We start from the raw sequence: 21,416 nt of genomic DNA, 5'->3' as shown, positions 1-21,416 counted from the left end.
ATCCGATCTGCACCATGGACGCTTCTTCCGCCCGCCTCCCCTCTCCTTCCGAACCGCTGCGCATCGCCGTCATGGGCGCAGGCGCCGTGGGCTGCTATTTCGGCGCACTGCTGGCGCGCGCCGGCCACCAGGTCACGCTGATCGGCCGCCCCGCCCATGTGCAGGCCGTGCAGCAGCATGGCCTGCGGCTGGAGACGGCGGCGCTGGACATCCAGGTGCCCATGCAGGCATCGACCGAGGCCAGCGCCGTGCGCGATGCCGATGTGGTGATGTTCTGCGTCAAGTCCACGGCCACCGAGGAAGCGGCCCGCGAGATGCAGCCGCACCTGGCGCCGGGCACCCTGGTGCTGACCATGCAAAACGGCGTGGACAACGACGAGCGCGTGCGCGCCGTGCTGGGCCCGTCCGTGGCCGTGGCGGCCGCCGTGGTCTACGTGGCCACGGCCATGGCCGGCCCCGGCCATGTGCGCCATTTCGGCCGCGGCGAGCTGGTCATTGCGCCGTCTGCACTCAGTGAACAGGTGGCCCTGCAGTTTGGCAAGGCAGGCATTGCCGTGCAGGTATCGCCCGACGTGCGCGGCGCGCTGTGGGCCAAGCTGGTGATCAACTGCGCCTACAACGCGCTGTCGGCGCTGTGCCAGCTGCCCTACGGCCCGCTGGTGCAGTCGCCCGGCGTGACGGACGTGGTGGACGACGTGGTGGCCGAATGCCTGGCCGTGGCCAGGGCCGACGGCGTGGCCCTGCCCGGCGACGTGCCCGCTGCCGTGCGCGGCCTGCCGGCCACCATGCCGGGCCAGTTTTCGTCCACCGCCCAGGACCTGGCGCTGGGCAAGCCCAGCGAAATCGATCACCTCAACGGCTACGTGGTGCGGCGCGGCGAGGCCCTGGGCGTGCCCGTGCCGCTGAACCGCACGCTGCAGGTGCTGGTCAGGCTGGCCCCTTCACGCGTGCAGGCCAGCCAGGAGCCCCTGAACCCGCCTCAGAACTCGTAGTTGGCAGACACCCACAGGCGGCGGCCTTCCTGGTTGTTCGCGTAGCGGTTGCCAAAGATCACGGTGCCCTGGACCTGGCCCGGTACGTTGTAGGGCTGGTAGTCCACGAAATCCTTGTTGAACACGTTGTAGATGGCCGCGTTGATGGTGAACTGCTTGCTCACGCGGTAGCTGCCGCCCAGGTGGAACTGGGTATAGGCCTTGTAGTTGCCCAGCGCGGCCTTGGCGGCCTGGGAGCTGGCGCTGGTGCCGGGGTCACGGTAGCGCTCGCTGCGGTACTCGGCGCGCAGCCACAGGTTCCACTGGGCACCCGGCTCCCAGTTCAGGCGGGCGTTGAGCGCGTGCCTGGGTGTGTCGCTCAGCGGGTTGCCAAGGTTGGGGCCGCTCTTTTGCTCGCTCTTGGTGAAGGTGTAGTTGGCGCTGGCGTTCCAGCCGCGCGCCAGCGGCATGCGCGCACTCAGCTCCAGGCCGCGCGTGACGGCCTCGTCCACGTTGATGGACTGGCCGAAGGCATCCACCAGCGGCCAGTCGCCGAAGCTCACGCAGCCGGGGCGGTTGGGCGCTGCCGCAAAGTCGCAGTTGATCAGGCCCGGGCCGCTGGTGATCTTGTCCTTGAACTCGTTGTTGAACACCGTGGCGCTGCCCGCAAAGCCCGTGGGGCTGTCGAAATAGACGCCCAGTTCGGTGGTGCGGCTGGTTTCGGGCTTGAGGTTGGGGCTGCCCACCAGCGGCAGGCGGCCCTGCTGGCCGAAGCCGTTGATGCCGGGCGCCAGCTGCTCCACGCGCGGCGTCTTGTAGCCGTTGCTGACGCCGCCCTTCACGGTCCACTGCGGCGCGGCATTCCACACGCCGTAGATACGCGGGCTGAGCTTGCCGCCGAAGAGGCTGTGGCGGTCATAGCGCGCGCCCATGGTGAGCTTGAAGGCGTCGGTCAGGCTCCATTCGTCCTCGGCAAACAGGGCCTTCTGCGTGAAGGCGAACTTGTTCGGCGCCACGCCGTCCTTCATCTCGGCATCCCACCACTGGCCGCCCAGCGTGGTCAGGTGGGCACCCCAGGGCAGGACCAGCTTGCTGTCCAGCACCTTGCTTTCCACCTCCAGCGTGCGCGCGGCACCTGGCGTCGCGCCCGGGGTTCCCCGGGGAACGGTCCGGCCGATGGTCTCGGTCCGGTTGACCATGAAGCTGGTGTCCCAGGTTCCGAAGCCGTAGCGACCGGTATGGGCCAGCGTGAGCTGGTCACGGTTGTATTTCTGCTCGGGGCTGTAGCCTCCCGTGCCCAGCGTGCCCAACTGGCCCTGCGAGTTGTCATAGGTCTGGCGGCCCGAGTCCAGGTCCAGCGTGATGTCGTGGTACCTGTTGGGCGTGAGCGCCAGGCGCAGGCCCAGGTTGTTGATCTCGGACTTGACGGGGTTGCCGCCCATGATGGGAACGGCTGGCTGGCCGTTGGCGCCCGCATAGGTGATGTCCGAAGCGGCCCGGCGCTGGGTGCTGCCGCGGATCGACAGGCCCAGCAGGTCCTCCTTGATGGGGCCGCTCAGGTAGAACTTGCCGGACTTGATATCACCGAACTCCGACTCTTGCTGCAGCGTGTAGTCGGCGCTGACGCTGCCCGTCCAGGTCTTGCCGACCTTGCGCGTGATGATGTTGATCACGCCGCCCATGGCGTCGGAGCCGTAGAGCGTGGACATGGGGCCGCGGATGACCTCGATGCGCTCGATGGCGCCGATGGGCGGCATGAAGCTGGTCTGCGTCTCGCCAAAGCCGTTGGGCGTGACATTGCCGGCCGAATTCTGGCGGCGCCCGTCGATCAGCACCAGCGTGTAGTCGCTGGGCATGCCACGGATGCTGATGTTCAGGCCGCCGGTCTTGCCCGCGGGGGCGCCTACGTCGATGCCTTCCACGCTCTCCAGCGCGTCGGTCAGGCTGCCGAAGCGGCCCTTGGCCAGTTCCTCGCGCGGAATGACGGTGATGGAGGCCGGCGCCTCCTTGATGTCCTGCTCGAAGCCCGATGCAGAGACCACGACTTCGCGCAACTCGGTGGCGGCAGCCGCATTGCTTTGCGATGGGGTCTGTGCCGATGCGGCACCCGAAGCACAGATGGCGGCCACCAGGAGGGCCAGAGGGGAAGGACGCGACGGAAGAACGCCGCGCAGATCGCGATACGACATGCAAACACTCCAGAAACGGAAAACGGGCTGTGAGGCCCGTGCAACTCGCTTTGAAATCTTTGGTTATGCGATGGGATGGGGATATGTAACGAAATTATATGAACATTGAGAATCATTTCCATTCTCATGATCACAATAGGATTTATCTGTCGCACGGATGCTACGTTCCTAGGAGCAGAAAGCGCTGACGGCACCAATGCTTGCGCTGGCGCAAGCTGCTCTCACCACCTCAATACACGTCACGCCGGTAGCGGCCGCTGCGCACCAGCTGGTCCATTTGCGCCTCACCCAGCACGGCGTGCAACGCCTGGTCCACGCCCTGGGCCATACCCTGCAGGCTGCCGCACACATAGATGGCTGCGCCCTGCGCCACCCATTGGCGCAGCACATCGCCGGACTGCGCCAGCAGGTCCTGCACATAGGCGCGCGGCGCGCCTTCGCTGCGATCGCGCGAGAAAGCCAGGTCCAGGCGCTGCAGCACGCCGCCCTCGCACCAGGCCTGAAGCTCGTCGCCATAGAGCCGGTCATGCGCGGTATTGCGCTCGCCGAACAGCAGCCAGTTGGGCCCCAGGCCTGCTGCGGCACGCGCACGCAGGTGGCTGCGCAGGCCGGCCAGACCCGTGCCGTTGCCGATCAGCACCAGCGGGCGCTGCAGGTTGTCTTCCAGCCGGAAATTGCGGTGCGCACGCAGCCTCAGGGTGATGGCTGCCCCCAGGGGCGCGCCCTGCGTGAGCCAGCCCGAGGCCAGGCCCGGCGAGCCGTCCTCGCGCCGCGCCTGGCGCACCAGCAGATGCACGCAGCCATCCTGGGCGATGGAGGCGATGGAGTACTCGCGCGGATGCCGCGGGTCCGCAGGAATGCAGACCTGCGCCAGGTCGCCGGACTCCCACAGCGCGGCCTCCGTTGCAGGGGGCTGCAGCTCGATGTGGAACACCGGCTCGCCTGCGCTGCCCGGGTTCATATGCCGGCGCGCGGCCAGCGTCCATTCGCTGAAGACCGGCTGCTCCCATGCCGGCATGTCGCCCAGGCTGCTGATCTGGGTCAGCTGGTGCTGCCAGGCGGTCAGCGCCTGCGGCGCGCCGTTGTCCATTTCAATGCGCTCGAACCAGGGCCTGGCGCCACCGGCGCGCAGCCAGCCGTCCAGCGCGCGGCCAAAGCCGCAGAACTGCGCGTACTGGCGATCACCCAGCGCCAGCAGGCCGTATTGCAGATGGGACAGGCCCTGCGCCTGCGCCATGGAGTGCGCCAGGAACAGGGCTGCGTTGTCGGGCGGATCGCCCTCGCCATAGGTGCTGGCGATGAACAGCGCCCTTTGGGTCTGCGCCAGCAGCTTCACATCAACGGCATCGAGGGCGCACAGATGCACGCTCTCACCGGCCGTATGCAGCAGCCGCGCAGTCTCGCGTGCCAGCTCCTCTGCCTGGCCCGTCTGGCTGGCATAGGCCACAAGCAGGGGGAGCGCGCCCTCGCGCGCCGAGGCCAGCGCCGCGGCTTCGTGCTGCGCCCGCGCGCGCTGGCGGCGCTCGCGCCACCAGATGGCGGCGCACATGGCCACATACAGCAGTACCAGGACAGCGGCTGCGAGTATGCGCAGCCCGGATTCGGACAGGAACATGGCGTGACCGGAAAATCTACACGGCGCAGAAAAGGTTAGGGGCGCTCACGGCGCCAGCGCGGCAAACGCCGTGGTCATCGCCATGGCAGGGCCCTGCGCCGTGCGCTCGCACAGCAGTGCGGCCACGCCGTGCTGCTCGGCAAAGTCCAGGCCCGCACGCGGCCCCAGCACGGTGAGCACGGTGGCCAGGGCGTCGGCCTGCATGCATTCGGCATGCAGCACGGTGACGCTGGTCAGGCCGTGCGCCACGGGCTCGCCGCTGCGCGGATCGATGGTGTGGGAGTAGCGGCGCCCGCCCTGCTCGAAGGCATGCCAGTGGTCGCCCGAGGTGGCGATGGCCATGTCGCGCAACGGCAGCGCCAGCGGCGTGGACTGGTCCGCCATGCTGGCCACGGCCACGCGCCAGGGCTGGTTGCCAGGGCGCTGACCGCAGGCCCGCAGCTCGCCGCCCACCTCGACGAGGAAATCGGTATGGCCCAGCGCCTGCAGGCGCTCGGTGACCAGGTCCACCGAATAGCCTTTGGCAATGCCGCTGAAGTCCACATGCACGGCGCCGGGCTGCAGCGCGCGCCGGCCCTCCAGGTCCAGCACGATGCGCTGGTAGCCCACGCGCTCGCGCACCCGCCGCAGTGCATCGGCATCGGGGATGCCAGCGCCCTGCGCCTTTTCCGCACGCGGGCCGAAGCCCCACAGCTCGACCAGCGGCCCCACGGTGGGGTCCCAGGCGCCGCCGCTGGCCTGTGCCCAATCGAGTGCACAGGCCAGCACGGTGAAGAATTCGGGCGGCAGTGCATGCCAGCTGCCGGGCTCGGCGCGGTTGAAGCGCGAGATGTCGGAGCCGGCTTCCCAGTTGCTCATCTGGCGCACGACCAGGGCCAGCGCAGCCTCTATGGCCTGGCGCGCCTCATCGAGCGGGCGGAAATCCGGGTTGTGCAGGCGTACGCTCCAGGTCGTGCCCATGGCCTCGCCGGTGAGTGTTTGCAGCGCGGCGGGGTCTGCCCGCCGCACCGCCTGCGGCGCGTAGCCGGAGACGGCAAAGGACGCCGCGCCTGTGGACACAGGCGCGGCAAGGCCCCGGCCTGCGCTGCCCTGCAACAGGGCGGGCGCGAAGCTCACGCGCACGGGCGTGGGCGCAGACGGAGCCCCGGGTGGGGACGCAAGGCTCAGGGCAGCACCTCGAACGTGCCCACGTAGGACAGGCGGCGCTCCTTGGCCTGGGGCAGCGAGGTCTTGCTGTCCTGCGCGTCGGCATCCACCCAGTACATGCCGGCGGTGGGCCAGGTCACGCTGAACTCGCCCTTGGCGTCGGTCGTGGCCTTGATCTCGCCCTTGTTGTCGCGGTAGCGCGTGGCGCCGGGCACCAGCACGACTTCCAGGTTGGCGGCAGGCTTGCCGTCCACATGGAAGGCGAAGGTGGCCTTCTCGCCCTTGACCAGGTCGTTGGGATGGGTCACGGGCACCAGCTCCAGGCCCTTGCCCGAAGGCTTGACGGCGCTGGGCTTGCCCACGGTCACGAAGGTCTCGATGCGGCCCACGGACTGGGTCACCTTCAGGTCCTGCGCGTCGGCGGGCACATCGGCGGCGAACTTCTCGGGCGAGCCGCGCCAGCGGCGGTTCTGGCCCGTGGCCTTGTCCTTCCAGGAGGCGAACAGGCCGTCGTTGACGATGGCCAGGCGGTAGGTGCCGCTTTGCTGCAGGTCCAGGTCGAACACGCTGCGCAGCTTGCCGCGATGGGCATTCTGCGGCGCGACGGCCGAGCCGTCGGGTGCCGAGACAACGAGGTTGTCCAGGCCCAGCGGCACGTGGTTGAAGAAGAACAGGTCGTTGGAGACGGCGGCATCCACCGTGATCCATTCGGCCTTGGACAGCACCGTGGTCGAGGGCAGCAGCCACAGGTTGTGGGCCTGCGCGGCCTGGAAGGCGCCGCAGGCAATGGCGAGGCTGGCAGCCAGACGGACGGCAAAGCGGGTCTTGGACTTCATGAAAAATCTCCTTGGTTCGTGGATGGGTCTGGCACGTGCAGCGATGGCGTCGTCCCCCTCGTGAGGGGGAAGGCGCACAGCGCCTGGGCGGCTTTCAATTTCAAGGCTTGAGCTCGACGCTGATCTCGCCCAGCTCGCTGCTGCCCTTGGCGCTCAGTTGCTCGGCCTTGGCCGCGGGCCACTTGAAGGGCACGGTGACCACTTCGCGGCCGCCGACTTCGCGCGCGGCCTCGACCACGAGCTTGTATTCACCGGGCGGCAGCTTGGCGAAGGGATTGGAGCCTTCGGTGAAGCTCAGCTGGTGCTTGCCCACGGGACGCGTGGGGCTGGTCACGCCATCGATCGGCAGGGTCAGGTCACGGCCCGTGCGGCGCCACCACTGGCGCATGTCCTTGAGCCACTTCGTGCCTTCGGCATTGCGCATCTTCACGTCGTACCAGACCGACAGCGTGGAGGCCACCGAGGCGTCGGCGCGCTCGATCCACACGGCCACGTAGGGGCGGTGGTATTCGGCGACATCCAGGCGCGGAATTTCCACGCCCACGTTCAGGCCGGCGGCAAAGACCGGGACCGCGCCCAGGCAGGCGCCAAGCGCCATGGTGTAGCGCAGAGAGAAGTGCGGATTCATTGGCAAGGCTCTTTCGGTTCTCAGTGGATCAACAGGAGGGCCAGCAGCATGGGAATCACCAGCCCCATGCCGACCATGGGCCAGGTGAAGGGGCGGTTGCCTGCATGCATCTTCAGGATGAACAGGCCCGTGACGGTGAACACCAGGCAGGCTGCGGCAAAGATGTCGATGAACCAGCTCCAGGCGGCGCCCGTGTTGCGGCCCTTGTGCAGGTCGTTCAGATAGGCGATCCAGCCCCGGTCGGTGCGCTCGTATTCGGCCTCGCCATCGGCCAGGGCAACGCGCACCCAGGCATCGCCGCCGGGGCGTGGCAGGGAGACATAGAGTTCGTCGGCCGTCCATTCGGCCTCGCGGCCCTCGGCCTCAAGGCCCCACTGGCCGCGCACCCAGTCCGCAAACGGCGCAGGCACGGGCGCCCGGTCGCGCGGCTGGCTGGCCTGCTGCTGGACCAACTGCACGCGCAGCGCATCGGGCAATGCCGCCTCGCCCCGCACGATGCGCGGCTTGGACTCGATCTGCCCCGCATGGTTGAGCGTGAACCCCGTGACGGCGAACAGCAGCATGCCGATCAGGCACAGCGCGGAGCTGACCCAGTGCCACTCGTGCAGTGTCTTGAGCCAGTAGGAACGGCGCCGAGGGTCCGGTTTGGGGGATGTCATCGCAACAGAAAAAGGCGGCAGCGCCACGCGGCGTCAACCATCACGGATGGCGGGCACGGGAGCCCAGGAAAGGAAAGGCCCGGGGATTCTACCGCCCACAAATAAGAATTGATCGCATTTACACAAGCTTTACCGGCTTAATCGTGCGCCACGCCAAGGCGGTGCCAGCATCACTCAAAGTAAAATAAGAATGCTTATCACTTGCATCCCCTCTCTTCGCCCTTCGTGTCCTGTCCCGCCGTGACTCCCCACCAGGCCCTTGCCCATCTCTACCAGCAGCACCATGGCTGGCTGCGCACCTGGCTGCAGCGCCGGCTGGGCCATGCAGGCGATGCGGCAGATTTCGCACAGGACACCTACGTGCGCGTGATGGAGTCCCGCACCGAACTGTCCGAGATCCGGGAGCCCCGCGCCTTCCTCACCACGGTGGCCAAGCGCGTGATGGCCAACCACCTGCGCCGCCGAGAAATTGAACGTGCCTATCTGGACACGCTGGCGCTGCAGCCCGAGCCGCTGGCGCCCTCGCCCGAGGAACGGGCCATCGTGCTGGAGACGCTGTGCGAGCTGGACCGCCTGCTCGACGGCCTGCCGCCCAAGGTACGCGCGGCCTTTTTGCACGCCCAGTTGGACGGCATGGCCTATGCCGAGATCGCGTTGCTGCTGCAGGTCTCGGTCAGCTCGGTCAAGCAGTACATGGCGCGCGCCATCCGGCATTGCTACTTCCCGGAACATGCGGCATGACACAGCGCTGCGCTGCCGGGCGCGTCCATGGCGCCGATGGCTCCACCCATAGTGCCGACCCCGCGCTGCCGCCTGACGTGGTCCACAGCGCCGTGGACTGGCTCGTGCAGCTGTGGTCAGGCGAGTGCACAGAGGAACAACGCGCACAATGGCTGGACTGGCGCGCGGCCCATCCGCTGCATGAGCGGGCCTGGCAGCGCATCGAGGCCACGAATGCGCGGCTCAGGCTGCCTGACACACGCCCGGACAGCGGTCCCCTCAATGGCCCCCTTGCCACGGCCACGCTGGCGCGCAGCCTCAAGACCTCCCAGTCACGCCGCCGCCTGCTGGCCAGCGTCGCTGGCCTGGCCGGCGCAGGTGCTGCGGCATGGACTGCGCATGAGCGCCTGCCCTGGCAGGCCTGGAATGCCGATGTCAGCACCGCCAAGGGCGAGCGGCGCTCCCTGCAGTTGCCCGATGGCACGCAGCTGCTGCTCAACACCGAGACGTCCGTGGACCTTGCCTTCGACGACCAGCTGCGCCGCGTGCTGCTGTTGCGCGGCGAGCTGATGGTCACCACCGCCCATGACACGGCCCAGCCCGCGCGCCCCTTTGTGGTGGACACGCCCGCGGGCAGGCTGCGCGCCCTGGGCACGCGTTTCACGGTGCGCCATGACATGGAGACTGCGGATACGCGCGTGGCCGTTTTCGAGGGTGCGGTCGAGGCCCGCAGCCGCACGGGCGAGTTGCTGCGTGTCGACAGCGGCGAAGCCGCAAGGCTCAGTGCCACGCAGGCCCTGCCGGCCGGCGCGGCCGGCGAGGGGCCGGGCTGGGACGAAGGCGTGCTCGTGGCCTCGGACATGCGCCTGGACCGCTTCATCGACGAACTGCGCCGCTACCGACCCGGGCTGATCACGCTGGCACCCGAGGTGGCCGGGTTGCGCCTGTCGGGCGTCTTCCCGCTCGCCGATACGGACCGCATCCTGCAGTCCCTGGTACAGGTGCTGCCCGTGCGCATCCATGTGCCGGTGCGCTACTGGGTGCGCATAGGTCCGGCATGAAGAGAAGGCGGCGGGACAACCCGGCCCGGTGACATCGGTCTGTACCTTTTCCCATCTCGCGTGACAAGCAGGGGAGAGGCGCTTTGCGGCGCCATGTTTCCTCCCTGATCCAAAGACCGCACCAACATGTCCGACCTCCATCACCAGCGCCGCCTCGCTACCGCGGCGGCACGCGTCCTCCGCCCCGCGCAGCCTGCGCCCGTGTTCCACCTGTCCGCATTGACCCTGGCCCTGGCCGCCGCACTGGCCAGCCTGTCCGCCCTGCCCTTGCCCGCGAATGCCCAGGGCCAGGCCCAGGCCCAGACAGGTACCGAGCGCGCCCAGGCCTACGACATTCCGGCAGGACCGCTGGAGGCCGCGCTCACGCGCTTCGCCAAGGCCTCGGGAGTGCTGCTGGCCTATACGCCCGAGCTGGTGCGCGATCTGCAAAGCCCGGGCGTGCAGGGCAGCCATGCGCCGGCCGAGGCGCTGACCCGCCTGCTGGCGGGCTCGGGCCTGGCGGCCGCGACCTCGGGCAACGGCGGCTATACGCTGCGACGCTCGCAGGCATCGCCTGCGTCCTCGACAGCGCCTGCCGCCTCAGCCGTGGGCGCCACCACGCTGGGCGAGGTGCACGTCACCGCCAAGGCCGAGGTCGGCAGCGCCACGGAAGGCACGGGCGCCTACACCGCGACCGGACCCAGCAGCACGGCCACGGGCCTGGGCCTGTCGCTGCGCGAGACGCCGCAGTCGGTGAGCGTGATGACGCGCCAGCGCATGGACGACTTCAAGCTGGAGACGCTGGCCGACGTGCTGGAGCAGACGCCCGGCGTGGCCGTGGTCCGCCAAAGCGAGATGACCACCTTCAACGTGCGCGGCTCCAGCGTCAACCTGCAGACCGATGGCAGCCGCCAGCTCACCAATGGCTGGGGCTGGAACACGCACATCATGTACTCGCTGGACGATCTGGCCGAGATCGACCGCGTTGAAGTGCTCAAGGGCTCGTCGGGCCTGATCAATGGCGACGGTGCCTACGGAGCCACGGTCAACCTGATCCGCAAGCGCCCCGCGCGCGACTTCCAGGCCAGCGCAATGGCCAGCGCGGGCACCTGGGGCACCTACCGTGCCGATGCCGACATTGCCGGTCCGCTGAACCAGGAAGGCAGCCTGCGCGGCCGCCTGGTGGCCTCGCGCAAGAGCGGCGACAGCTTCCGCGACCACCAGCACAGCAACAGCTCCATGCTGTACGGCACGCTGGAATACGACCTCACCCCCGACACCCTGCTGAGCGCCGGCATCACCTACCGCCAGCGCGAGCTGCGCGGCTCGGGCGGCACCACGCCCATCCAGGGCTACACGGGCACCGGCCAGTTCGTCGGCTGGATGCCGCGCTCGCTGAACATCGCAGCGCCCTGGTCGGGCTACGAGCAGGAGTCGCTCAACAGCTTCGCGCGCTTGGAGCACCGCTTTGCCAGCGGCTGGAAGGCCAAGCTGCAGATGTCGCATGAAGAGGTGAAGACGCCCGACATGCAGATCGGCCTGCTGCGCTACGCCCTGCCCAGCTCCGCCCAGTTCGCGGCCTACAAGGACATCGAGTCCCGCAACCAGAACATCAGCATCGACGTGCAGGGCCCGTTCACGCTGTTCGGCCGCCAGCATGAGTTGCTGGTGGGCGCGGGCGCCGCACGCAACCGCACCACGCTGCTGCGCGGCGCGCGCCCCGGCCTGGACCTGCCGCAGGTGGACTTCAGCCAGGGCGGCGCAGCCATCCCGGCGCCAGCGGACAACATCCCCTATTCCAACGACCTGTTCAGCAACAAGCGCAGCTATCTCTACAGCGCGGCACGCCTCAATCTGGCCGATCCGCTGAAGCTGATCGCCGGCCTGCGCGTGACCAACTACGACCAGAAGGATGTGACCGACATCAGCTGGTACAACTACAACATGCGCGAGCACGGCGTGGTCACGCCCTATGCGGGCCTGGTGTATGACGTCAGCCCGAACATCTCGCTGTATGGCAGCTACGCCAGCATCTTCAAGGCGCAAAGCGCCAAGGATCTGCAGGAACGCACCCTGCCGCCCGAGGAAGGCCTGACCTACGAGATCGGCGCCAAGGGCGAATTCTTCGACAAGCGGTTGAACGCCAGCGTCGCCCATTTCTGGATGCGCACCGACAACACGGCCGTGGAAGACGGGCTCATGCCCAATGGCGAAACGGCCTACCGCGCGGTCCAGGGCGCGCGCAGGCGCGGCTTCGAACTGGAACTGTCCGGCGAGCTGGCCAAGGGCTGGCAGGCCCAGGGCAGCTACGTGACCATCAACAGCAATCTGGACAACGCCGCCACCAGCCCGCGCCACCAGTTCAAGCTGGGCACCACCTACCGCTTCGCGCAGGGCGCGCTGTCCGGCCTGACCGTGGGCGGCGCCGCGCGCTGGCAGAGCGCCATCTCCACCAGCCGCGGCGCCGCCACGCTGCGCCAGGACGCCTACTGGGTGATGGACCTGATGGCGCGCTACCAGATCAACCGCCATCTCAGCATCGCGGCCAACGTCAACAACCTGTTCGACAAGCACTATTTCTCGGGCGTGACCAACTTCAATGCCCAGGGCCTGTACTACACCTGGGGTGCGCCGCGCAGCGTCAACGTGAGCATGCGTTACGACTTCTGAGCTCCGAGGGACCGCACCGGCCTTGGGACCCCAGAGCCGCGCGGGCCGGACTGCGCTGTACTGTGTTGTGTCAAGCAGCTGACGCACATGCTTACATAATCTGCTTTTCTGATTCATTTGCGCCCACAATGGCGCGCGAACCCGATTGGAGACTGCATGCGCCTTCCGAGCTTTTCGCAAACCGCCGCCAACGCCTCCCATACCGCCGCCCATACCGCCGATGGAATGCGCCAGAACCGCCGCCAGATGCTGGCCCAGGGCGCTGCCCTGGCCATGCTGTGCTCTCCTCTGGCCCATGCCGCACCGCCAGCGGCAGCACCTGCAGCCCATGCGACACGGGCGGCCGGCAGCGCCCAGCGCGTGGCGACCAGCCTGCGCATCGTCATTCCGGCCAATGCCGGGGGCGGCTGGGACCAGACCGGCCGCGCACTGGGCGCGGCCCTGGTGGCATGCGGCGCGGCAGATCGCGTGGAGTATGAAAACCTGGGCGGCAAGGGCGGCACCATCGGCCTGGCACAGTTTGTCGAACGCCATGGCCAGGACCCCGATGCGCTGCTGATCGGCGGCATGGTCATGGTCGGTGCCGTGGCGCTGCAAAAGCCGGCCGTGAACATGTCGCACGTGCAGCCGATTGCCCGCCTGACCAGCGACTATCTGGTAGTGGCCGTGCCTGCCGACTCCCCCATCCGCAATGCCAAGGACCTGGTCGCCGCGCTGCGCAGCGATCTGGCCCACCAGTCGTTTGCGGGCGGCTCGGCCGGCGGCGTGGACCACATGTTTGCCGGCCTGCTCACGCGCGCCGCCAAGGCGGTGCCCGAGCAACTGGTCTACAAGCCCTTTCCGGGCGGCGCCCAGGTGGTGGAGGCCTTGCTCAAGGGCGATGCGCGCATGGGTGTGTCCGGCTACAGCGAGTTCAGCGAAGCCCTGGCCAGCGGCAGGCTGCGCGCCATTGGCGTGTCTTCGCGCCGCAGCCTGTTCGGCCTGCCTTCGTTCCGCGAACAGGGACTGGATGCCGACATGGCCAACTGGCGCGCCGTCTTCACGGGCAAGCAGGTCAGCGCCGCACGCGCCCAGGCCCTGCTGGGCGCCGTGGAGCAGGCGACCCAGCACGAAAGCTGGCAGCGCGCCCTGCGGCAGAACCGCTGGGAGCCTTCGTGGCAGGCAGGCCGCGATTTCAGCGGCTTTCTGGAGCTGGAGCACACCACGGCCAGCGTCATGACCTATCTGCTCAAACTCAAGAGCTGAGAAACCGAAGTCCAGCGGGCAGGTTGCGTGGCGGGCCTGCAACACTGGTTCGGAGATTCGCGTATTCCTCTAGCGAAGCGCATTGCCGCTGTGGGTTTTGAGCTACCAAACTTGTAGCAGAATGGATCCAGAGCTATAGTTCCCCGGGACTTGGCTCGGCGCGCGTCCCACCCGGATGCCCCCGCCGGCTCACACACACCATTGCGCAAGGAGAAGCGTCATGAGCTCCAAGGAAAACGCCGCCATCAACCAGCTGTTCGAGAAACTCGAATGCCGCTACGCGTTGCGCGTGCTGTGGGCTTTGCGTGACGGCCATCCTCAGACCTTTCGACTGCTGCAAGACAGCGTGGGCGGCATCACGCCCAACACGCTGAACACCCGCATCAAGGAACTGCGCGAATGCGGGCTGCTGGAGCATGGCTCCGACGGCTATACCGTGACGCTGGCCGGCCAGGACCTGCTCAAGCGCCTGTCCGATGTGCAGGCATTCGCCAACCGCTGGGTGGCCGCGCGCGCCAAGAAGTGATTCTTGCGGCCAGGCCCTTCGCCCTCTTGCCGCCGGACAGTCTTTTTCCCCCACCGTTTCTCTCTCAAGGAATACCACCATGGCTTTCACCACCACCGCATCCGGCCTGCAGTATGAAGACACCGTCGTGGGTGACGGCGCCGAGGCCCAGCGCGGCCGCAGCGTGACCGTGCACTACACGGGCTGGCTCTACAACAACGGCGTGCAAGGCGCGAAGTTCGACTCCAGCAAGGACCGCAACGATCCCTTCGTCTTCCCCCTGGGCGGCGGCATGGTGATCAAGGGCTGGGACGAAGGCGTGCAAGGCATGAAGGTGGGCGGCCAGCGCACCCTGATCATCCCGGCCGAACTGGGCTACGGCGCACGCGGCGCTGGCGGCGTGATCCCGCCCAACGCCACGCTGAAGTTCGATGTGGAGCTGCTGGCCGTCTGAGCCTGCACCCGCTGGCCCACGCAAGGGCAAGGCGCGAAGGCGCCTTGCCTTTTTTCATTTGCGGACCGTCCCAAGAGCCCCCAGGAGCATCGGACCTTGCGCGGCAAGGACAGCGTGGGGGCGGCTTCTCGCTCAGGGGGCTTTGCCGAACAGCGCCTCGTGCAGCGGCACATAGCTGGCGGGACTGGCAGCCTCGCGCAGGCGCGGGGCCAGCGCCACGAGCTGGTCGTAGCCCATGGCCGCCTCGACGGCCAGGTTGAGCCGGAATCCCTTGAGCCCCATATTGGCCGTGATGGCCACCGCCAGCGGATAGGCGTTGCGGTAGCGCACGGCCAGCGAAGGCTCGGATGGCGCAGACGCATCGCCGGCAGGCTGGGCCGGCGATGCGGCGGCAGCAGTGACGGCAGGCGCCGCAACGGCCACCACGCCCAGCCGGGGTTCGGCTGCATCGCGGGGCGCCAGCCATTCGCGCTCCACCAGCGCCAGGATTTCGTCCTGGGTCACGCCCATGCCGGCAACGGCCTGCAGCACTTGCGCCACGCTGCGTTGGCCGTCAAACAGCAAAAAGGCCGAGCGCAGCCGGGGAGAGAGATCGGCATGGCGTTCCTTGAATGCCTGTTGGCCGGCGGACGTTTTCACAAGATGCATGGCGGACGCAATTCTCTGCAGGGGATCGGATCGGACACGGCTCGCAGCGTGTCATGAGCCTCCGGCTCCCAAAAGCGGGTTTTCCAGCACGCGCGGGCTTCAGTTGGGCCGGGACTGATCCAGATCTGCCATCAAGACAAAAATTGGCAATTTCGTTGGCAATTTCGTTGGCAATGTCGTCGGCCCATGGAGCCCATGCCGCGTCAGGCCACGCGCCCTGGCACGGAGCGCGCCGCAGCGCGCCGGCGCGGGTCCAGGCAGCTGACCAGCCAGGTCACCAGCAGGCCCGCCGGCACGCCGAAGACACCCGAGGAAATCGGCTGTATGCCCCACCACAGGCGGGCATGAAGCGCCTCGGGCAACACAGGCTGCAGCGCGGGCACGTGCGAGACCATGTAGTAGACGGTGATGCCCAGGCCGGCCAGCATGCCGGCCACCGCCCCGCGACGCGTGGTGCCGCGCCAGAAGATGCCCAGCACCATGGCCGGAACAAAGGCCGATGCCGCCAGCGAGAACGAGGCCGTGACCATGGGCAGGATGTCCGAGGAACGGCGCGAGGCCACGAAGGCGGCCGACAGCGCCACCACCAGCAGCGCGAACTTGGACAGGATCACGCGCTGCTCGGGCGAGGCGCGGCGCCGCCGCGCGCGAAAGTACAAGTCGCGCACCAGCGCATTGCTGATGGTCAGCAGCAGGCCATCGGCCGTGGACAGCGCGGCGGCCAGGCCGCCCGCCGCGACCAGGCCCGAGACCACGTAGGGCATGCCACCCAGCTCGGGCGTGGCCAGCATGATGAGGTCGGCGCCCATGCGGATCTCGCCGAACTGCAGGACACCGTCGCCATTGACGTCTTCCACGGCCAGCAGCGAGGCATCGACCCGGGCCCACTGCGCCATCCAGGTGGGCAATTCGTCGAAGCGTATGCCCACCAGGTTGTTCATGACCTCGAACTTGACCAGCACGGCCAGGGCCGGCGCGCTCATGTACAGCACGCCGATGAAGAACAGCGTCCAGCCCACCGAGGCCCGCGCCCCCGACACCGAGGGCGCCGTGTAGTAGCGCGTGAGCAAATGCGGCAGGCCTGCCGTGCCGGCCATGAGACAGAACATCAGCGCCAGGAAGTTGCGCCGGCTGTCCTCGTAGACCTGACGTTCCTCGGCCGATCCATCGGGGTTGCCGGCAAAGGGCAGGCTGTGCAGCGGAATGCCGCCCAGCGGCTTCTCGCGCTCGCGCATCTCCTGCAGCTGGCGTGTCCACAGGGCGCGCGCAGTCGCTTCGTCGCGCGGCATGGCGGCCAGTTCGCGGCTGGCCGCCATGATGGCGCCAATGTCGCCGCTGCGCGTGCGCAGATCGCGTATGCGCTCGGAAAGCTGCTGGCGCTCGGCGGCCAGCACGCGCGGCACGTCCTTGAGCTTGTCCTCCAGCACCTCGGCGCGCAGGCGGTAGGCGGCGACCACTTCCTGTTCGGCCGGCGAGTCCAGCAGGCGCTGCTCCATCTCCGCGATCTGGCCGAGCTGGGCCGTATAGGCCAGCGGCGCCACGGGATTGCCCATCTGCCGGTAGGCCAGCCAGGACACGGGGATCAGAAAGGCCAGCAGGATGACCACGTACTGCGCGACCTGGGTCCAGGTGATGGCACGCATGCCGCCCAGGAAGGAGCACAGCAGCACACCGCCCAAGCCCAGCATGATGCCGATCTCGAACTGCACGCCCGTCAGCCGCGAGGCAATGAGCCCCACGCCGTAGATCTGGGCCACCACGTAGGTGAACGAGCAGGTCACGGCAGCCAGCGCCGCGATCACGCGCGGCCAGCGCCCGCCGTAGCGCTGCTGGAAGAAGTCGGGAATGGTGTAGAGCTTCATCGCCCGCAGGTGCGGCGCGATCAGCATGGCGACCAGGCAAAAGCCGCCCGTCCAGCCCAGCAGGTAGGCCAGTCCGCCGGCCTGCCCCGGCACGCCGGCAAAGCCCTGCAGGTACAGCGCCCCCGACAGGCTGATGAAGGACGCCGCGCTGACCCAGTCCGCCGCTGCCGCCATGCCGTTGTAGAAGGGCGGGATGCGCCGGCCCGCGACGTAGTACTCCTCGGGATCGCTGGTGCGCAGGTACACGCCGATGGCCGCGTAGACCATGACGGTGAAGAACAGGAAGATGGGGCCTATCCAGTGGCGCGACAGGCCTTGCTGCTCGGCCCAGAACATGAGGGCCAGAAAGCCGAGCACGCCCAGCGTGTACAGGGCCACGATGCGGTGCAGCCGCCAGCGGGAGGCGGCCGTCAGCAGCGAGCGCTCAGCCATGGCCGGGAGGCGACGGCGGGGCGGGCGGTTGCGGGGCGGCGGGTTCAGACGGGGCAGCGGCCCGGGCCTCGCGGCGCTCGAAATGGTCCATGGACAGACAATAGACGATGACGATGGCCAGGAACATCAGGACTGCCCCCTGGGCCGCGAACCAGTAGGCCAGCGGCCAGTCGGGGACCAGCGCCTGCAGGTCGCGTGCGTAGTAGCAGGCACCGAAGGAGACGGCGACCCAGACCGCGAGCAGCACGGCCTTGAGCCACAGATGGTGGATGTCGTGCAGGTCGGGGGCGAAGGTCTCGCCTTCGGACGGTCCCCCGACTGCGTCGTCATGCAAGTGCGCGTCCGGCGTATGCATGGCGACGCTGCCAGCCCTTACTGCGCCAGGCGCTGCCAGGTGGCGACCACGCTGTCGGGATTCAGCGAGATGGAGGCAATGCCTTCGTCAGCCAGCCATTGGGCGAAGTCAGGGTGGTCGGATGGGCCCTGGCCGCAGATGCCCACGTACTTGCCCTGGTCCAGGCAGGCCTTGATGGCGCGCGACAGCATCTTGCGCACGGCGGGGTCGCGCTCGTCGAAGTCGGCGGCCAACAGCTCCAGGCCGGAGTCGCGGTCCAGGCCCAGCGTGAGCTGGGTCAGGTCGTTGGAGCCGATGGAGAAGCCGTCGAAGAACTCGAGGAACTCGTCCGCCAGGATGGCGTTGGAGGGCACCTCGCACATCATGATGAGCTTGAGTTCGTTGTCGCCGCGCTTGAGGCCGTTGGCCGCCAGCAGCTGGGTGACGCGCTCGGCCTGCTTGAGCGTGCGCACGAAGGGAATCATGATCTGCACGTTGGTCAGGCCCATGTCCTCGCGCACGCGGCGCAGTGCCTCGCACTCCATGCGGAAGGCCTCGCCGAAGTCCTCGGAGATGTAGCGCGCCGCGCCACGGAAGCCCAGCATGGGGTTCTCTTCCTCGGGCTCGTAGCGGCTGCCGCCGATGAGCTTGCGGTACTCGTTGGACTTGAAGTCCGACATGCGCACGATCACGGGCTTGGGCCAGAAGGCGGCGGCAATCGTCGCCACGCCTTCGGCGACCTTGTCCACGTAGAAGGCGCGCGGCGAGGCATGGCCACGGGCCACGGACTCCACGGCCTTCTTGAGGTCGGCATCCACGGCGGGATAGTCCAGGATGGCCTTGGGGTGCACGCCGATGTTGTTGTTGATGATGAACTCCAGGCGGGCCAGGCCCACGCCCTCGTTGGGCAGCTGGGCGAAGTCGAAGGCCAGCTGGGGGTTGCCCACGTTCATCATGATCTTGGTCTTGATGGCGGGCATCTCGCCGCGCTGCACCTCGGTGACCTCGGTCTCGATCAGGCCGTCATAGATCTTGCCGGTATCGCCTTCGGCGCAGCTGACGGTGACCAGGGTGCCGTCCTTGAGCAGATCGGTGGCGTTGCCGCAGCCGACCACGGCCGGAATGCCCAGCTCGCGCGCAATGATGGCCGCGTGGCAGGTGCGGCCGCCACGGTTGGTGACGATGGCCGAGGCGCGCTTCATCACCGGCTCCCAGTTGGGATCGGTCATGTCGGTCACCAGCACGTCGCCGGGCTGGACCTGGTCCATGTTGGCGATGTCATTGACCAGGCGCACCGGGCCCGTGCCGATCTTCTGGCCGATGGCGCGGCCTTCGGCCAGCACATTGCCCGTGCCCTTGAGGGCATAGCGCTGCTCGGCCTGGCCCTTGGCCTGGCTCTTCACGGTCTCGGGACGGGCCTGCAGGATGTAGAGCTGGCCGTCCGTGCCGTCCTTGCCCCACTCGATGTCCATGGGGCGGCCATAGTGCTGCTCGATGACCAGGGCATAGTGGGCCAGCTGCTGCACGTCCTCGTCGGACAGCGAGTAGCGGTTGCGCAGCTCATGGGCCACGTCGGTGGTCTTGACAAGCTTGCCGCTGGCGGCCTTTTCCTCGGGCGAGGCAAAGACCATCTGGATCAGCTTGGAGCCCAGGTTGCGGCGGATCAGGGCCTTCTTGCCGGCCTTGAGCATGGGCTTGTGCACATAGAACTCGTCAGGATTGACGGCGCCCTGCACCACGGTCTCGCCCAGGCCGTAGCTGGAGGTGATGAAGACCACGTCCTCGAAGCCCGATTCGGTGTCGATGGTGAACATCACGCCGGCCGCGCCCAGGTCGGAACGCACCATGCGCTGCACGCCGGCCGACAGGGCCACCACGTCGTGGGCAAAGCCCTTGTGCACGCGGTAGGAGATGGCGCGGTCGTTGTACAGCGAGGCGAACACTTCCTTCATCTTGTGCAGCACCGACTCGATGCCCACCACGTTCAGGAAGGTTTCCTGCTGGCCCGCGAACGAGGCGTCGGGCAGGTCTTCGGCCGTGGCCGAGGAGCGCACGGCGAACGAGGCTGCCTCGTTGCCGCCCTGCAGGCGCACGAATTCCTCGCGGATGGCCTGCTCCAGATCGGCCGGGAAGGGCTGGTTCTCGACCAGGGCACGGATCTCGGCACCGACCTGGGCCAGGGCGCGGACATCCTCCACGTCGAGGGCGGCCAGCTTGGCACTGATCTTGTCGGCCAGGCCGTCGTGGGCCAGGAACTGGCGGAAGGCATGGGCCGTGGTGGCAAAGCCCGTGGGCACGCGCACGCCCTGCGGCAGCTGCGAGATCATTTCGCCGAGCGAGGCGTTCTTGCCGCCTACGGACTCGACATCGGTCATCCTCAGTTGTTCAAACGGAACGACGAGGGCGGTGGCCTCGAACAGTTGAGACATGGGAAAGCTCCAGAAGTTGAAAACCGTAGTGCGCCGCCCCGGCTGCCAAAGCCGGGCACGGTCGATCCACCCACGCAGGCGTGCGCGAGGCTTTGCTGTTCTGGTTGGAGGCCGGCAGCGAGCATGGATGGGAAATTGGGAATAATGGGCGCCATTGTAGGCGTTTGCCGTGAACCGACGGCAGCCCCCTGTCCAGAGCCCGACCACCATGCACACCCACACCATCTTCGTCATCTCCGATGGCACTGGCATTACAGCCGAGACCTTTGGCACGGCCATCATGGCCCAGTTCGACACCAAGTCGCGCCTGGTCCGCATCCCCTTCGTGGACACCATGGACAAGGTCCACCAGGCCGTGCGGCAGATCAACCATGTGGCCGAGTCGGAAAGCCACAAGCCCATCGTCTTCACCACCCTGGTCAACCAGGACATGCTCGACCTGATCGAGAGCCAATGCAAGGGCAAGGTATTCGACATGTTCGGCACCTTCGTGCGGCCGCTGGAGCTGGAGCTGGGCCAGAAGTCGCTGCACCGCGTGGGCCGCTTCGCCGACATCAGCGAAAGCAAGGAATACCTGGAGCGCATGGAGGCCATCAACTACACGCTGGCCCATGACGACGGCCAGACCCACCAGGACCTGACGGGCGCCGACGTGATCCTGGTCGGCGTCTCGCGCAGCGGCAAGACGCCCACCAGCCTGTACCTGGCCATGCAGTTCGGTCTCAAGGTGGCCAACTACCCGCTGATTCCCGAGGATTTCGAGCGCAAGCAGCTGCCGCCCGCCCTGGTGCCCTACCGCAAGAAGCTGTTCGGCCTGACCATCGACCCCCAGCGCCTGTCCAGCATCCGCAACGAGCGCCGGCCCGACTCCAAGTACGCCAGCCTTGCCAACTGCCGCTACGAGGTGGCCGAGGCCGAGTCCATGATGCGCCGCAGCGGCATCCAGTGGCTGTCCAGCACCACCAAGTCCATCGAGGAAATCGCCACCACGATCCTGCAGGAAGTCCTGCCCCAGCACCTGGGGCACTGAACC

Annotated in this window: 18 protein-coding genes; 8 read left to right on the top strand and 10 right to left on the bottom strand. The window is 67.7% G+C overall.

The features are described from left to right. Nucleotides 1–14: 14 nt before the first annotated feature. On the top strand, nt 15–992 hold the full coding sequence (locus tag PO605_RS12740; protein WP_203400546.1) for a ketopantoate reductase family protein: 978 nt from the start codon (nt 15–17) through the stop codon (nt 990–992). Here the strand turns inward: PO605_RS12740 and PO605_RS12735 are convergent. The 6 genes from PO605_RS12735 to PO605_RS12710 all read right to left on the bottom strand — a co-directional run bounded on the left by PO605_RS12735 (nt 980) and on the right by PO605_RS12710 (nt 8,044). Further along, entirely contained in the window at nt 980–3,160 is a 2,181-nt protein-coding gene (locus PO605_RS12735) for a TonB-dependent receptor domain-containing protein (RefSeq protein WP_047470607.1), read from the bottom strand. The two genes, PO605_RS12740 and PO605_RS12735, sit on opposite strands and share 13 nt — an antisense overlap. Nucleotides 3,161–3,389: 229 nt before the next feature. Next, nucleotides 3,390–4,775, bottom strand: a complete 1,386-nt coding sequence (locus PO605_RS12730) for a sulfite reductase subunit alpha (protein WP_212646511.1) — start codon at nt 4,773–4,775, stop codon at nt 3,390–3,392. A gap of 45 nt (nt 4,776–4,820) precedes the next feature. Then, complete coding sequence (locus PO605_RS12725; RefSeq protein ID WP_272206533.1) at nt 4,821–5,897, bottom strand: FAD:protein FMN transferase; 1,077 nt, start codon at nt 5,895–5,897, stop codon at nt 4,821–4,823. Between the two features lie 41 nt (nt 5,898–5,938). Beyond that, nucleotides 5,939–6,757 (bottom strand): DUF4198 domain-containing protein, encoded by an 819-nt coding sequence (locus PO605_RS12720; protein ID WP_012206854.1) that lies wholly within the window; start codon nt 6,755–6,757, stop codon nt 5,939–5,941. Between the two features lie 100 nt (nt 6,758–6,857). Further along, nucleotides 6,858–7,385, bottom strand: a complete 528-nt coding sequence (locus tag PO605_RS12715; RefSeq protein WP_013801141.1) for a DUF2271 domain-containing protein — start codon at nt 7,383–7,385, stop codon at nt 6,858–6,860. A gap of 20 nt (nt 7,386–7,405) precedes the next feature. After that, nucleotides 7,406–8,044, bottom strand: a complete 639-nt coding sequence (locus tag PO605_RS12710) for a PepSY-associated TM helix domain-containing protein (RefSeq protein ID WP_013801140.1) — start codon at nt 8,042–8,044, stop codon at nt 7,406–7,408. A 225-nt stretch (nt 8,045–8,269) separates the two neighbouring features. Here PO605_RS12710 and PO605_RS12705 point away from each other — a divergent pair, with 225 nt between their 5' ends. From PO605_RS12705 to PO605_RS12680, 6 genes are all read left to right on the top strand, one after another. Beyond that, nucleotides 8,270–8,785, top strand: a complete 516-nt coding sequence (locus PO605_RS12705; protein ID WP_013801139.1) for a sigma-70 family RNA polymerase sigma factor — start codon at nt 8,270–8,272, stop codon at nt 8,783–8,785. Then, on the top strand, nt 8,782–9,825 hold the full coding sequence (locus PO605_RS12700; RefSeq protein WP_052195904.1) for a FecR domain-containing protein: 1,044 nt from the start codon (nt 8,782–8,784) through the stop codon (nt 9,823–9,825). Before PO605_RS12705 ends, PO605_RS12700 begins: the two co-directional genes overlap by 4 nt. A 126-nt stretch (nt 9,826–9,951) precedes the next feature. Then, nucleotides 9,952–12,474, top strand: a complete 2,523-nt coding sequence (locus tag PO605_RS12695) for a TonB-dependent siderophore receptor (protein ID WP_047475394.1) — start codon at nt 9,952–9,954, stop codon at nt 12,472–12,474. Nucleotides 12,475–12,630: 156 nt separating this feature from the next. Further along, nucleotides 12,631–13,719, top strand: a complete 1,089-nt coding sequence (locus tag PO605_RS12690; protein WP_047475396.1) for a Bug family tripartite tricarboxylate transporter substrate binding protein — start codon at nt 12,631–12,633, stop codon at nt 13,717–13,719. 220 nt (nt 13,720–13,939) lie between these two features. Next, nucleotides 13,940–14,245 (top strand): winged helix-turn-helix transcriptional regulator, encoded by a 306-nt coding sequence (locus tag PO605_RS12685; RefSeq protein ID WP_012206858.1) that lies wholly within the window; start codon nt 13,940–13,942, stop codon nt 14,243–14,245. Between the two features lie 79 nt (nt 14,246–14,324). After that, a complete protein-coding gene (locus tag PO605_RS12680; RefSeq protein WP_012206859.1) occupies nt 14,325–14,678 on the top strand; it encodes an FKBP-type peptidyl-prolyl cis-trans isomerase in 354 nt (117 codons plus the stop codon). Nucleotides 14,679–14,810: 132 nt separating this feature from the next. Here the strand turns inward: PO605_RS12680 and PO605_RS12675 are convergent, their stop codons facing one another. The 4 genes from PO605_RS12675 to ppsA form a co-directional block, all read right to left on the bottom strand. Continuing rightward, a complete protein-coding gene (locus tag PO605_RS12675; protein ID WP_016451268.1) occupies nt 14,811–15,326 on the bottom strand; it encodes a hypothetical protein in 516 nt (171 codons plus the stop codon). 203 nt (nt 15,327–15,529) lie between these two features. Next, complete coding sequence (locus PO605_RS12670; RefSeq protein WP_016447599.1) at nt 15,530–17,620, bottom strand: VC_2705 family sodium/solute symporter; 2,091 nt, start codon at nt 17,618–17,620, stop codon at nt 15,530–15,532. Continuing rightward, nucleotides 17,613–17,975: a DUF4212 domain-containing protein gene (locus tag PO605_RS12665; RefSeq protein WP_016447600.1), complete on the bottom strand. Its 363-nt coding sequence runs from the start codon at nt 17,973–17,975 to the stop codon at nt 17,613–17,615. The genes PO605_RS12670 and PO605_RS12665 overlap by 8 nt, the downstream gene beginning before the upstream one ends. 17 nt (nt 17,976–17,992) lie before the next feature. Beyond that, entirely contained in the window at nt 17,993–20,383 is a 2,391-nt protein-coding gene (gene ppsA, locus PO605_RS12660; RefSeq protein ID WP_016447601.1) for a phosphoenolpyruvate synthase, read from the bottom strand. A gap of 208 nt (nt 20,384–20,591) precedes the next feature. Between ppsA and ppsR the strand changes: the two genes are divergently transcribed. Continuing rightward, nucleotides 20,592–21,413, top strand: coding sequence for a posphoenolpyruvate synthetase regulatory kinase/phosphorylase PpsR (ppsR, locus tag PO605_RS12655; protein WP_016447602.1), 822 nt, complete (start codon nt 20,592–20,594; stop codon nt 21,411–21,413). The last annotated feature ends 3 nt before the right edge of the window (nt 21,414–21,416 follow it).

It is taken from the genome of Delftia sp. DT-2, assembly GCF_028401915.1.
Taxonomy (GTDB): Bacteria; Pseudomonadota; Gammaproteobacteria; order Burkholderiales; family Burkholderiaceae_C; genus Comamonas; species Comamonas tsuruhatensis.
This window is presented reverse-complemented; position numbering and strand designations above follow the sequence as displayed.

Coding starts and splice junctions, on each gene's coding strand:
- PO605_RS12740 (WP_203400546.1), top strand. CDS start 15: ATGGACGCTTCTTCCGCCCGCCTCCCCTCTCCTTCCGAACCGCTGCGC.
- PO605_RS12735 (WP_047470607.1), bottom strand. CDS start 3,160: ATGTCGTATCGCGATCTGCGCGGCGTTCTTCCGTCGCGTCCTTCCCCT.
- PO605_RS12730 (WP_212646511.1), bottom strand. CDS start 4,775: ATGTTCCTGTCCGAATCCGGGCTGCGCATACTCGCAGCCGCTGTCCTG.
- PO605_RS12720 (WP_012206854.1), bottom strand. CDS start 6,757: ATGAAGTCCAAGACCCGCTTTGCCGTCCGTCTGGCTGCCAGCCTCGCC.
- PO605_RS12715 (WP_013801141.1), bottom strand. CDS start 7,385: ATGAATCCGCACTTCTCTCTGCGCTACACCATGGCGCTTGGCGCCTGC.
- PO605_RS12710 (WP_013801140.1), bottom strand. CDS start 8,044: ATGACATCCCCCAAACCGGACCCTCGGCGCCGTTCCTACTGGCTCAAG.
- PO605_RS12700 (WP_052195904.1), top strand. CDS start 8,782: ATGACACAGCGCTGCGCTGCCGGGCGCGTCCATGGCGCCGATGGCTCC.
- PO605_RS12695 (WP_047475394.1), top strand. CDS start 9,952: ATGTCCGACCTCCATCACCAGCGCCGCCTCGCTACCGCGGCGGCACGC.
- PO605_RS12690 (WP_047475396.1), top strand. CDS start 12,631: ATGCGCCTTCCGAGCTTTTCGCAAACCGCCGCCAACGCCTCCCATACC.
- PO605_RS12685 (WP_012206858.1), top strand. CDS start 13,940: ATGAGCTCCAAGGAAAACGCCGCCATCAACCAGCTGTTCGAGAAACTC.
- PO605_RS12680 (WP_012206859.1), top strand. CDS start 14,325: ATGGCTTTCACCACCACCGCATCCGGCCTGCAGTATGAAGACACCGTC.
- PO605_RS12675 (WP_016451268.1), bottom strand. CDS start 15,326: ATGCATCTTGTGAAAACGTCCGCCGGCCAACAGGCATTCAAGGAACGC.
- PO605_RS12670 (WP_016447599.1), bottom strand. CDS start 17,620: ATGGCTGAGCGCTCGCTGCTGACGGCCGCCTCCCGCTGGCGGCTGCAC.
- PO605_RS12665 (WP_016447600.1), bottom strand. CDS start 17,975: ATGCATACGCCGGACGCGCACTTGCATGACGACGCAGTCGGGGGACCG.
- ppsA (WP_016447601.1), bottom strand. CDS start 20,383: ATGTCTCAACTGTTCGAGGCCACCGCCCTCGTCGTTCCGTTTGAACAA.
- ppsR (WP_016447602.1), top strand. CDS start 20,592: ATGCACACCCACACCATCTTCGTCATCTCCGATGGCACTGGCATTACA.